The following is a 13265-nucleotide window of genomic DNA, read 5'->3' as shown; positions in this document are numbered from 1 at the left end:
ACTAATGCTAATTATCGCTGTCATAATTATTTTTTAGAGTAACAACATCTAAATCTGACTAGCTATTTTGCCGCATTGAATACCCACTAACCATTTTATTTCGTCACCTTATGTTAAGCATTTAGTAAGCTATTGCATCTAAACCATTATGGCACTTTACATATATTAACGCTTTGTTGCGCTTTTGATAAATATCTAACCCTATAGCTTGGTTATACTCCTTAGGATGAGAGTGCGAAATATTGAATGATTTATAATATATTTCTAATTTAATGTTCACTCAGTTATAAGTAAAAACCTTATAAAATAATTTCTATTTTCTATTCTATTATTGGAGCTAACGATGAATAAGTTAATGATGACAAGCGCTTTACTATGTGGTTCAGTATTAGCAATGACGGGCTGCCAAACGGTAAAAGATCAATTAAAAACCGGTAATCCTCTTAGCCAACCAGTACTTAAATCAGCCATTATGACTACTGATGGCAGTAACAAAGAGATTGGGCAAGTCTTCTTACGTCCTGTTGAGGGCGGTGTGCAAGTCTATGGTAAATTGATCGGTCTGCAGCCAGGCGCAACAGTTGCTCTGCATATTCATGAGACCGGTAGCTGTAGCACTATGGGTAAAGATGCAGGCGGTCACTTTAATCCTGACAAATTCTCGCACTCAAACCCGGACGATGTAGCAGGTCATGCAGGCGATTTACCGAATGTGACCGCTGATGAGAAAGGCGTTGCACCTATTAACTATGTCAATAAGAAAATCTCTGCAGCCCAAGCAGGTAAATATAGTGTTAATCGTCTAGCCTTTATTATTCATAGCGGTGCTGATGACTATACTAGCCAGCCTGCAGGCGCCTCAGGTGACCGTATTGGCTGTGGTATTATTGTGGCTAACTAATCGACAAGACTAAATATACTTAATCATAAAAAAACCTCTTAGATTATCTAAGAGGTTTTTTTATTGATAGCTTATTAAGTAAATGAGGGCTCTACTCCTCTACCCACTCACCCTTACGCCAGAATAATCCCCAACGTGAGGCTTTGCCATTTTTTTCTGAGCCAATATATTGCTCTTTTTTCTTGCGTGACCAGCGCAGAATAGTTGGGTTACCCTCAGGATCTTCGTCCGGCCCTTCGAACAGATATTGGAACTTATCTTCCATCTTATCTTTAATCTCACGCAGTTCCGCCAATTTTGGTGGTCGGGTTTCGCGTACTTTAGGGAACTTAGAAGCCGCTAGGAACATGCCTGCTGCTCCTTCACGCAAGATAAAGTGATCCTCATGCTTAATCGACTTGAGCTCTGGCATGTCGATAGGATCCATACGTGGCGGTGCCGGCTCACCGGTCTTAAGCACCTTACGCGTATTATCACAATTTTGACAAGCAAAGTAAGGTCCAAAGCGGCCAGTTTTAAGTTCCATTTGGCCATCGCACTTATTACAATCAATCGTTGGCGAGTCTGAGCCTGGAACTTCAAACTTACCTTCTTCTAGTACATAGCCGTCACAATCGGGATTATTACCACAAACATGAAGCTTTAGGCCACCATCAACGATATAGCCGTTCATAGCCGTGGCACATTTCGGGCAACGTTTTTTCTCCATTAAATCTCTGACTTCAGCCGCTTCATCGTTGCCTTCTGGATCATCCAAATTGGCAAAAGCTTCAACTGGCATCAAGTTTTTGGTGCCTTTACAACGCTCTTTAGGCGGTAAGTTATAGCCAGTACAGCCTAAAAATACGCCCGTGGAGCCAGTGCGCAGTTGCATCGGACGATCACATAAATCGCAATGGACATCGGGTACATCAGTGGGGTCATTGGGACGCATACCATCAGCATCTTTGGCATGTTCGACTTTCTTTTTAAAGTCGCCATAGAAGTTATCAAGTACATCTTTCCAATCACGCTCTCCATCTGCCACATGATCAAGCTTATCTTCGAGCGCTGCGGTAAAAGTATAATCCATCAAGTCTGGAAAACTGGCTATCAGTCTATCAGTGACAATATCGCCCATTTTTTCAGCGAATAGACGCTTATTCTCAAGTTTGACATAGCCTCGATCTTGAATAGTGGAGATGATAGAGGCGTAAGTAGAAGGTCGACCGATGCCTTTTTTCTCCAGCTCTTTAACCAGACTCGCTTCCGTAAAACGAGGTGCCGGCTTAGTGAAGTGTTGGCTTGGATCAAGCTGGTCTAAGATTAATATATCGCCTGTTTTGACATCAGGTAGTAATGTATCATCCGCTTTGGCTGGAGATAACACTCGCGTATAGCCATCGAAAACCATAGTACGACCACGAGCTTTTAGCTCAACATCTGCTGCTGCCACGAACAAGTTGACAGATAGATACTTCGCTGCTGTCATCTGACAAGCCACAAACTGTCGCCAAATTAGCTCATAGAGTCGAATAGCATCGCGCTCCACGCCTTTGAGCTGAGTGGATTTCATATTGACGTTAGAAGGACGAATCGCCTCATGCGCTTCTTGGGCGTTTTGCTTATTGCCATAAAAGTTAGGCTTTTCAGGCACATATTTAGCGCCATAGCTGTCTTCGATATAGCTACGTGCTGCAGCTAACGCATCACCCGATAAGAAGGTTGAGTCAGTACGCATATAAGTGATATGACCTGCTTCATAGAGACGCTGTGCCAAAATCATAGTCTTTTTGACGGAGAATCCTAAGCGAGTACTAGCGGCTTGCTGCAAAGTTGAAGTGATAAATGGGGCACTTGGTCGTGACTGAGTTGGTTTCTCTTCGCGCTCTTTGACTATGTAATCGGCCGTATTTAGCACGGCCAATACTTTATCGGTCTGTTCTTTATTAACCAGCTTTAGCGTCTTACCGGCTTGCTTAGTAGCTTCTAAACGTATAGCTACTTGCTCAGCGTTTTTCTTAGCATCGGCTATATGAGTGTCAGCGTGAATCTGCCAATATTCCTCAGGAATAAAAGCACGAATCTCGTGCTCACGCTCAACCACTAGACGCATAGCTACTGACTGTACTCGCCCTGCTGATAGACCACGAGCAACCTTTTGCCAAAGAATAGGCGAGACCATAAAGCCCACTACGCGATCTAGAAAACGTCGTGCTTGTTGCGCATTGACGCGATCGATATCGAGTTTTGAGGGTTGCTTAAAAGCATTTTGAATAGCATTTTTGGTAATTTCGTTGAATACTACACGCTCATACTTACTATCAGCGCCGCCGATGACTTCTTTGAGATGCCAAGCGATAGCCTCTCCTTCCCTATCCATATCCGTTGCTAGATAGATCTTGTCAGCGTCTTTGGCTAAGGCTTTTAGCTCTTTGATAACCTTGGTTTTATTCGGTAATACTTCATAGACTGCCGCCCAATCATGTTCAGGATCAACGCCCATCCGTCGCACTAGTGCTTGCTGGGTTTTTTCTTCTTTTGATAAGGTTTCATCTTTATTAGTAGCAGCTTTTTTTGCGCCTTTACTAGCCCCTACTGGTAAGTCACGGATGTGGCCAATACTTGAGCGGACAATAAAGTCATCGCCCAAATACTTATTAATCGTTTTTGCCTTAGCTGGTGATTCGACAATGACCAAAGACTTACTTTTATTAGGATTTTTGCTAGTTTTAGTCACAGTTTTAGCAGCCGCTTTAGTAGCAGTAGATGAGGTAGCGCTTTTTTTGGTTGCGGTTTTGGCCATATTTGACTACACCATAATATAGGGAATAAAAGGAGGTATAAGTTAGTAGCTAAGCATTTTTAATTAAGCATTTTTGACTGCACTTGGTATCAACTAAACGTTTGTACCGTTAAATATCTGATCAGGCAAGCACTACAGCTACTCACAAAAAGGTAATAAACCATAGAACAGTCCAGTAATCATTGCTAAATAATGAACCAATAGCTACGATATAATTACCAAACAGCAATAAACTTAGCAAGACGTTACACTTCTATACGTCAAGCTGTCAACTGTAAATAATACAACTTTAGCTAAAAACACTTAGCTGAGCATACTCTATCTGAATAAAATGGGAGTCAATAAATAATCTGATCTATGGTTAGAGCCTGTTCAACTTTCAAAACTAGAAACTACTGATAGCTAATAGCTTTTGTTTATAAACTAGTCAAGTTAGTTACTGCGTCATCATTATTTATAGCTGGGTTATTTGTAGCACTGCTTGACAGAATTTGCATCTGCAACGCCCACTTCTCAAGCTGAGCTTTTAGCGCTAACAAGTCAGGCTCAATAGCAGCTGCTTTATAGCTCGGGTTAGTCATAGGGCGCACATAGGCGATATCTTCCCAATAAATAACGACGCTATTAGCTTTAATCAGCAATGCTTTAACAAACGGCTCAATGGTATCTGGTAACGCCAGCGCCGTCTTATCTAAGTTAAAATTCGCTTCTGGCTTCGGCTTTTTTGACCTGTTGGACGGTTGAAAAATTGTATACGTATTCAACTCACTAGCGGGTTGATTACTCAGCGCATCAGTACTAGTATCTGGACGCCACTGACCATCGATAGCGTGATAGCGCGTTAGCGGCAGCTGTAAGTTATCTAGCACCACACCATACTGCCCTAACATACCTCGGCCATACTCATTGTCTTTGCCCCTGACCCAATCCGGACAAGCAACTAACTTAGGGTTGAGCTGCAAACGTCGCGCAGTCATACGCAGCTTATCCAAACGCTGATCAATAGCGCTGGGTTTGAGCGCCATCATACTCCCTAATACGAAGAGTACAATAGCAATGGCAATCCACATTCCCATGATAACTTAGCCTTTTGACGGATTAGGGTGAACTAAAACAACAACATATCGATACTAGCGACGGTTATAGAAACTTATTTATTTAGCTATTTTCTGATAGCACTATAGCTATTAGTACTCGTGATAACTATTAATACTCGCTATAGCTACAGAAACTTAGTCTATTACAAATACTAAGGTAGCTATTAATGTAAGCACTGACACAAGCACTGATTTGGCTATTAATGCCGCCACCAACCTCACTAGTTATATAAAAAACCCTTATCTATAGCTACCCATAATGAGTACGAACTAATAGAAATCAAGCTCTACTTGAAGTTCACTCAGCCACTAGAAGCTCTATAGTACTGATCTTTAAAATAATTAAGCTATTTTTTTGACTACTATATCAATAGCTTAACAACACAACTATCCAAGCTAATAACTACTATAATAACAATATACAAAAAGTTGCTTTGATAAAAAAATGCTATGATAAACGATAATTTCAAAGCTGCGGAGGTTTATTATGTCTTATTTTCTTACTATAGTAGCTACCCTAAAGCCCCTATTGACTCAATATGCAGCCTCTACTATCACCAAATCAAATGTGGCCTTAGTAATAGCGAGTGCTGGCCTGTTGTCTTTGTCAGGCTGCGCCACTACCCAAAGCTTAACTCCACAGCAATGTCAGGCCAGCAATTGGCAGCAAGTAGGCTATGCCGATGGGGTCAACGGTCGCTCGGGGGCTTACTTCGGTCACTATACTAATAGCTGCGCTAATGTGGCCGGCGCCACTCCTGATCGCATCTTATGGGAACAAGGTCGTCAGCGAGGGTTAAAGCAATACTGTACTGAGCTGAATGCCTATAAGATAGGCCGTGAAGGCTATAGCTGGCAACCTGTTTGTCCACTCGAGGGCATCGATAAGCTAGAAGAGGCTTATGCGCAAGGACGCTACTATTACATTCGTCAACGTGACCTAGATTATTTGCGTTCACCTTACCCTTTCGGTTACGGTAATCGTCTAGGTTATAGTCGCTATGGGTATGCGCCATTTGGTTATGGCTGGTAACACTTTATACAAATATCGGTAAATAAGATAAAGAAAGCCTCGCAAGGTGAACCCAGCGAGGTTGGAGAAGATTGCTATTATTTTATTTATTTTTCTTATTATCCTAGCTATATTTTTACTAATTGCGCTACTAATATATATCACTGGGCTGTTTTTCTGACTGCTGCTAACTGCTCATTTAGCTTAGTGTAGTGAGTATGCTGTAGTGGGCATGATGTAGTAAGCACACTAAGCTTAGTGCAATAAATATAAGACAAGTTTAGTTTGACTTAGGATCTCACTGCTCTAAAAGTTAGTTGCTGGCTTTCAATACCAATGCTGACTTAGTAGGTTTCAAACCTAATAATTAAAAACCAACCGCCATCATCTACTATTCATTCACAAAAGCTATCTTAGTCAGACCCGCCTGACTAGCGGCGGCCAATACTTGCGCGACGCTATCGTACTTACTTTGCTTGTCAGCGCGCAGTTGCAGCGAAGGGTCTTTACCGGTATTCGCCTCTTGCTGTAGCCGAACCTGTAACTCTGCCATACTAATCGGATCACTGTCCCAAAATATACCAGCATCTTTGTCTATGCTAATTTGAATAGCTTCTGCTGGTTGCTCATTCAATGCCGCATTAGTCTTAGGTAAGTCTAAAGGTACTGTTGGATTCAGTACGGTAGCAGTCAATAAGAAGATAATCATCAACACTAGCATAACGTCAATCAGCGGAATGAGGTTCATCTCATTCATACTCTGTACGTCATCATTACCTAGTTGAAAGGCCATAATTTTCTCGATATATTCTTAATGTAATCTCAATTAATTTTCAGTTATTACTTCTGCTGCTATGAGCTAGAAGCATTGCGATACTGATTATTGGTTTCTACTGTTTGTGCAGGAGCTGACTTTACTGCTGTTTCAGTACGTATAGAATGAGGCGTAGAAGGTATAGTGACTCCAACAACTGATTCAGAAAGTAAATCATGAGCTCTATCATTAGCATGATACATAATGCGGCGATTGACACGTACTGCAAGGTTATAAAACACTACTGCTGGGATAGCCACGGCAATACCTAAACCTGTCATAATGAGTGCTTCGCCAATCGGCCCTGCTACTTGTCCCAATCCTGCTTGACCCGTCGCACCGATATTGTGCAGCGCATGGAAGATACCCCATACTGTACCGAACAGACCGATGAATGGGGCAATCGCCACAGTAGTACCTAAGATAGGCAAGCCGCGCTCACTATTATAACGATAACGACCGATATATTTTAGCAGTGCTTGCTCAATCACCAATCGACGTGTTGCAGCATCAGCCCCAGCTAATTCAGGATGTTTTGCTTGGATCTTTTGAGTCAAATCATCAGCAACGCTTATCGACATCTTACGGCTTTGAATCACTCGCACGATACCTGTTACCCAAGAGATGACAGATAAAGCTAGTAATAAGAAAAATAGACTCTTAGTAACTATATCACTGTATTGCCAGTAGTTTGCAAAGTCCATTTCAGACCCCTTAGTTGTGTTTTATAGACGTTATTGATTATTGATTATTAAGGCATTTTATAAGTAACTGATAAAGTCACGTTACCAACTCTTGGCATACCATCTTTAGTAAAAGGTTTAAATTTCCCTTTGCCTGCTTGTTGTACTGCGGTTTTATCTAACAAAGCATTGCCCGAGGAACTCGCCACTTTTACGCTTTCGATGCCACCTTGTTTGTTGACACGGAATAATAGTCCTACGGTAAAGCTATCCCCTGATCTAGCGCCTCTTTCAGCACGAGAAGGAAAACTAAAGTTAGGCGGCGATCCTGCCCAATCGGCGTTACCAGCAGTAAAGCTCATAGGCTCGTTGTTAGCGGCCTCAATTTTAGCCTGAGCTTTTGCAGCTGCCTTAGCATCTGCTATATCTTTTGCTCTTTTACTATCAGCAGCTGCCTTAGCATCAGCTATATCTTGTGCTCGTTTACTATCAGCAACTGCTTTAGCATCAGCTATATCTTGTGCTCGTTTACTATCAGCAACTGCCTTGGCATCAGCTATATCTTGTGCTCTTTTACTATCAGCAACTGCCTTAGCATCTGCTATATCTTGTGCTCGTTTAGCATCGGCGCTTGCTGTAGATATCCTACTCTTAGTAACGATATCTAACGGTTGTTCATTGACTGGCTTTGCAGCAGCAGGCGCTTGTTTTGCCGTCTTAGCTATAGGCAGCTTAGGCTCATTGGGTTCAGTCTTTTCTTGGGTTACCGGTGCTATTATTACTTTTTTGCTAGCAGGTTTGATTTTCTCGATAGCTTTTTTAACAACTTGTGGCTTAGCAGCAGCGACAGGTTTGACTTTAGGCTGAGCTTTAACCTGTAATACGGGCTCTGGTTGCGCTATTTCTATGCTGTCAATCTTTAGTGGTTCAATTTCGACAGGTGGCGGTAGTAGCTGTATTTCGATAGGAGGCAAAGCTTTGGGTGGCACAGTAATAGGCGTAGGTGGATTTATCATCACCAATGCCATAGCGGTTAACAGGTGTAGTATTACTACTATGCCGATAGCAGCCACTATCAGCTTGAGCGATGATGTATTGGGATTTGTTGAGGCCATAACACCTTAACCATTAACTAAATTACAGTGAATTAAAAATAGCATAGTAATACAAACGATAACCATTATCAATAAATATAATAAGTTTATTGACTGCTGCTGTTAGCTGCTATTTACTACTACTCTCCTACTGTTTTAAGAGGCTATAGCGGTCTATAGCTAGTCTGTTAATAATAACCATTATCGTTTTTGTTGATAAGTATTCTTATTTGCTTTATCATTACTCCTTAATAAGTGATTATCTAGCTAAGGTTTTATAGTAAATAAACCGCCTCTATAATGAACTTTAACGCTATTAATTTTAGTGCTATTAACTTTAGCATTATTAACCTTAGTCCTATTAAACTTAGTACTATTAACTTTAGTATCATCGAGCATTGTTTTAGCGCCCTTCTCTATAGCGCTAAGCAGGCTCTTTTTTCTTTTTACTCTGACCAGTAGCTTGTTAGATGCTGATCATAAACCACGATATACCGAGTTCCTTATGTCTGTTATTACTGCCTACAATCCCAATACTACCGCCAAAAAACCTCTATCTAAACGCCCTCTATTAGCCGCTATGACCACGGCACTGATGCTTAGTATCAGTTTAGCGGGATGCTCATCAGCGGATACGACTCAGGACGACACTAAAAAAGAAAATAATAGTGCTGATGCGAGCTCGAATAGTACTACTAATGATGCGGTTGCCGTGACTACTATCGATGTTGATACCGTTAAAGGCAAAGTAAGCCTGCCAATTAATCCTTCGCCTATCGTGGTCTATGACATGACCTTGATGCAAGATTTGGCCGCGCTAGAAGTAGCAATCGATGGTAAGCCGAGTGGTCTACACTTGGATAATCTACAATCAAAAGTCCAGCCAGACCCCAAAGAGATGGGTACGGTCTTTGAGCCTGATTTAGAAGCGTTGAATGCCATGCAGCCGCAAGCTATCTTAATTGGCTCGCGTATGGCGGAAAAATATAATGAGCTATCGAGTATTGCGCCAACCTTAGATATGAGTATTGATACTGCCAACATCTATCAATCAAGCAAACAACGCTTACATGATTTGGGTGCTCTATTTGGTAAAAGCGATCAAGCCCTAAAACTACAGCAAAATATCGATGGCCTTATCAAGCAAACACAAACCTTAAGTAAAGATAAAGGTACTGGCTTAGTAGTTATGGTCAACGGTAATAAACTATCCGTTTATGGCGATAAGTCGCGCTTTGGCTTTATTCATAGTGTCCTTGGCGTGCCTATGGCTGACAATCAAATAGCTGATGCCCGTCATGGCCAGCCCGTATCTTTTGAATATTTACAAAAAGTGAATCCTGACTGGTTATTTGTAATAGATCGTAGCGCTGCTATTGGCGAGGATAGCGTAGGTGCCAAAGCCGTACTAGATAATCCTTTAGTCGCTCAAACAACGGCATGGAGCAAGAATCAAGTGGTCTATTTAAGCCCAGATTCTTACTTAGCATTCGGTGGTTATAACCAATGGATGCAAGATTTGACAGCTATTAAAACGGCTTTTACTAGTACTAAGTAGTGGTGAGTTGCGCGAAAAAATGTCTTTTCCAACGTAAATTAATAGCCATCCAAATCCATGCTGTGGGCCATAAATAGCTATGTCATTATTCTCTACTCGTCATAATAGTAAGCTTAACAATACTACTGGCTTGAGTGCCACCTCCTCGTGGCGTTCGGGTTACGATAATAGTAACGGTCAAAAACGTAAAGCGGCCTTGCCACCTTGGGCAATAAATAGCGCTAGTTTTTTGATAATGACCTTATTGATATTACTGAGTCTGTCTATCGGTGTCGCAGACTTTTCGTGGTCAGGCATACTAAAAAGCCTAATCAATCATAATGCTAATGCCGACAGCTCCCTGATGCTCGTTAGCCGTCTGCCACGTACTATCGCTATTATTCTAACTGGTATAGCAATGGCCGTGGCTGGCATGATTATTCAAGTGGTACTAAAAAACCGTTTTGTCGAGCCTTCTATGGTTGGCGCCACTCAAAGCGCTGCCCTCGGACTATTAATAGTCAGTTTACTGTTTCCCGCCAGCGCCCTTATTGTCAAGATGAGTGTAGCGACCATCGCTGCGGTCATTGGCATGATGATATTTATGCTGCTGATTCAACGCATTCCCCCTACTGACTTTTTGATGATTCCCCTTATTGGTATTGTATTTGGCGGCATCATCGATGCAGCCACCACTTTTATTGCTTATCAGACTGAGACTTTGCAGATGCTCAGCGTTTGGCAATTTGGTGATTTTTCTAGTGTGCTAGCTGGTCGTTACGAGCTGTTATGGCTGACGGGTGGTCTATGTGTCATTGCTTATATCATTGCCGATAAGCTCACTATCGTAGGCTTAGGTGATAATATCGCCTTGAACTTGGGGATCAGTAAGCGCCAAGTGACTTGGATCGGTGTGGCTATGGTAGCGATGATGAGCGCTGTAGTAGTAGTCACCGTTGGGGTAATTCCATTTATTGGTCTAGTGGTGCCTAATATCGTCAGCCGCATCATGGGTGATAAATTACGTCGTAGCTTGCCAGCCGTAGCTTTGCTTGGAGCATCAGCAGTATTGCTCTGCGATATCATCGGCCGATCTATCCGCTATCCATTCGAAGTACCAGTGGCGACTGTGTTTGGAGTAGTAGGTACCTTAGTGTTTTTATGGTTACTGTTACGTGCCCCTAGCGAATCGTAGCTTGCCTATAGACAACTAAAAACTCAGACTACTAATGCTAAAGAAAACCCTTATATTTATTATTTTTTATAACTAGGGTCTGTTTTAGCTTGTTGTATCAACGGTCAGTATAAAGGCGTCGAGATTTGGGCCAACTATACTGACTATATTTACCATCCCCATTTATAAGATTAGCGTATGCCTTCTCCTTCTAATGCTAGCGATATAGATACCGACAGTGATGCCGCTGCTGCTTATGTCGTTAATGCTGCTACCGATGCTAATATCAATACTAGTTTTTCTCGCCAGCTCTCCCTTTTATGGCAGAGGCTAAGGGCGCATCCTTGTTTGCTCGCAACTGTAGTATTAATGATTTCAGCACTATTATTCTTAACCGTTAATGTGCATGGCCATTGGGACTTTGCCTTACCCCTACGTAGCAAAAAACTACTAGCGTTGATGGTCGTCGGTTACGCTATTGGCGTTTCTACCTTACTTTTTCAGACCTTAACTCATAACCCTATTTTGACACCGTCATTATTAGGTTTTGACTCGCTATACGTATTGCTACAGAGCTTACTAGTGTTTTTCTTAGGAGCGATCAGCTTTACTAGTCTTAATCCAGTAGCGAAGTTCGGCCTTGAGATTGGCTTGATGTTTGGTGCTTCGCTATTATTATTCCGCTTGCTATTCTCTAACACTAATCAGGATTTAACCCGCTTAATCTTAGTAGGGGTTATTTTTGGGGTATTATTTCGCAGCTTGTCCTCATTGATAGCGCGATTGATTAATCCCGACGATTTTGTGGTGGTGCAATCAGCCAGCTATGCACAGTTTAATACCGTCAACCCGCAATTATTAACTATTAGCATTCTGCTCTGTGTGCTTACTGGAATAGCGATTTGGCGCTGGCGGTATCAGTGTGATGTGCTGATGTTAGGTAAGCCGCAAGCTATCAACTTAGGTATCAATTATCAGCGCTTAGCCTTTAGGCTATTGACTGTCATCTCGATACTAGTAGCAACTGCTACCGCATTAGTCGGTCCGGTGACCTTTTTTGGATTGTTAGTTTGCGCTTTGACCAATAGAATCGCCAGCAATATGTCTCATAGTCAGCGCCTGATATTGGTTAGTTTAGTGGCTATGATCTGCTTAGTGCTTGGTCAAACTATCTTTGAGCAACTGCTCGGTATGGCTGGGGTACTATCGGTAGTGATTGAGTTGGCTGGTGGCGTAGTGTTTTTATTATTGATATTTATCAACCATCGTCGCTAATTAGCGTCGTGTTAACACTAAGCTACTATTCTTGTGGTTGTCAGCATCGTTGACAGTGTTATTAACACTATTTAAGACCTCTAAAATTTATCTTTGAGCAAGAGCTATTATGATTAATATCACCGGCGTATCGCATCACATTGGTAAGCAGCAAATCCTACACGATATAAGCTTAGCACTGCCACCCTCGCAGGTTATTGCTTTGATTGGTCCTAATGGCGCGGGTAAATCAACGCTATTTTCGGTGATGGCACGCTTACAACCTTTGCAGTCTGGACGAGTGAGCTTTGCGCTGGCTGACGAAGTACGTGATATCGTCAGTTGTGATGCCCGTAAATTAGCCACTACGGTAGCGATGCTAGGTCAAGACAATCAAGTTCAAGGACGGTTGCGGGTGCATGAATTATTGATGTTCGGGCGCTATCCTTATCATCAAGGCCGACCAACAGCGCATGATCAACAAAAAGTCGATGAGATTATTGAGCGCTTCGAGCTTGAGCCGTTAGCTAGTAGGTTTTTGTCCACTCTATCAGGGGGTCAACGACAACGAGTACTGATTGCGATGATTGTCTGTCAAGATACCCCTTATCTACTGCTCGATGAGCCGCTTAATAATCTGGATATGTACCATGCTGGACGTCTAATGCGCGAGCTACGTGAGTTGAGTCATAGTCAGCAAAAAACTGTAGTTATCGTCCTGCATGATATCAATCAAGCCGCCCAGTTCGCTGACACTGTAGTGACAATGAAAGAGGGGCAAGTAATGGCGGTGGGTAGTCCTATAGACGTCATTACTCAAGCAACGATGAAACAGCTATATAATGTCGATGTTACGGTACTCAGTCATCAAGGGCGTCCTGTAATCATCGATACGGTTTAATTTTGATAGTTCC

The 13265-nt window shown here is 42.2% G+C and carries 11 protein-coding genes; 6 read left to right on the top strand and 5 right to left on the bottom strand.

Annotated elements, in window-relative coordinates:
• The first annotated feature begins 343 nt into the window (after nt 1-343).
• Nucleotides 344-901 (top strand): superoxide dismutase family protein, encoded by a 558-nt coding sequence (locus JMY09_RS08435; RefSeq protein WP_201623154.1) that lies wholly within the window; start codon nt 344-346, stop codon nt 899-901.
• 91 nt (nt 902-992) lie between these two features.
• Here JMY09_RS08435 and topA read toward each other — a convergent pair whose 3' ends face one another.
• The gene (topA, locus tag JMY09_RS08430) at nt 993-3686 is read right to left on the bottom strand and encodes a type I DNA topoisomerase (RefSeq protein WP_201623153.1); all 2694 of its coding nucleotides are present in this window, start codon (nt 3684-3686) and stop codon (nt 993-995) included.
• A 416-nt stretch (nt 3687-4102) separates the two neighbouring features.
• Nucleotides 4103-4762, bottom strand: a complete 660-nt coding sequence (locus JMY09_RS08425) for a hypothetical protein (protein WP_201623152.1) — start codon at nt 4760-4762, stop codon at nt 4103-4105.
• Nucleotides 4763-5270: 508 nt separating this feature from the next.
• On the opposite strand from JMY09_RS08425, the gene JMY09_RS08420 reads away from it, so the two are divergent.
• Nucleotides 5271-5816 carry a DUF2799 domain-containing protein gene (locus JMY09_RS08420; RefSeq protein WP_201623151.1) on the top strand — a complete coding sequence of 182 codons (546 nt, stop codon included), beginning with the start codon at nt 5271-5273 and terminating at the stop codon, nt 5814-5816.
• A gap of 370 nt (nt 5817-6186) precedes the next feature.
• Here JMY09_RS08420 and JMY09_RS08415 read toward each other — a convergent pair whose 3' ends face one another.
• Genes JMY09_RS08415 through JMY09_RS08405 form a run of 3 tightly spaced genes read right to left on the bottom strand, consistent with a single transcriptional unit; the run spans nt 6187 to nt 8407 of the window.
• Complete coding sequence (locus JMY09_RS08415) at nt 6187-6588, bottom strand: ExbD/TolR family protein (protein WP_201623150.1); 402 nt, start codon at nt 6586-6588, stop codon at nt 6187-6189.
• Between the two features lie 59 nt (nt 6589-6647).
• Nucleotides 6648-7313: a MotA/TolQ/ExbB proton channel family protein gene (locus JMY09_RS08410; RefSeq protein ID WP_201623149.1), complete on the bottom strand. Its 666-nt coding sequence runs from the start codon at nt 7311-7313 to the stop codon at nt 6648-6650.
• A gap of 47 nt (nt 7314-7360) precedes the next feature.
• Entirely contained in the window at nt 7361-8407 is a 1047-nt protein-coding gene (locus JMY09_RS08405; RefSeq protein WP_201623148.1) for an energy transducer TonB, read from the bottom strand.
• Nucleotides 8408-8891: 484 nt separating this feature from the next.
• Here JMY09_RS08405 and JMY09_RS08400 point away from each other — a divergent pair, with 484 nt between their 5' ends.
• From JMY09_RS08400 to JMY09_RS08385, 4 genes are all read left to right on the top strand, one after another.
• The gene (locus JMY09_RS08400; protein ID WP_201623147.1) at nt 8892-9944 is read left to right on the top strand and encodes a siderophore ABC transporter substrate-binding protein; all 1053 of its coding nucleotides are present in this window, start codon (nt 8892-8894) and stop codon (nt 9942-9944) included.
• Between the two features lie 79 nt (nt 9945-10023).
• Nucleotides 10024-11118 (top strand): ABC transporter permease, encoded by a 1095-nt coding sequence (locus JMY09_RS08395; protein ID WP_201623146.1) that lies wholly within the window; start codon nt 10024-10026, stop codon nt 11116-11118.
• A 177-nt stretch (nt 11119-11295) separates the two neighbouring features.
• Nucleotides 11296-12372, top strand: coding sequence for an iron chelate uptake ABC transporter family permease subunit (locus JMY09_RS08390; RefSeq protein ID WP_201623145.1), 1077 nt, complete (start codon nt 11296-11298; stop codon nt 12370-12372).
• 109 nt (nt 12373-12481) lie between these two features.
• A complete protein-coding gene (locus JMY09_RS08385; protein ID WP_201623144.1) occupies nt 12482-13252 on the top strand; it encodes an iron ABC transporter ATP-binding protein in 771 nt (256 codons plus the stop codon).
• Nucleotides 13253-13265 lie beyond the last annotated feature (13 nt).

Source organism: Psychrobacter urativorans (genome assembly GCF_904846695.1).
Taxonomy (GTDB): Bacteria; Pseudomonadota; Gammaproteobacteria; order Pseudomonadales; family Moraxellaceae; genus Psychrobacter; species Psychrobacter urativorans.
This window is presented reverse-complemented; position numbering and strand designations above follow the sequence as displayed.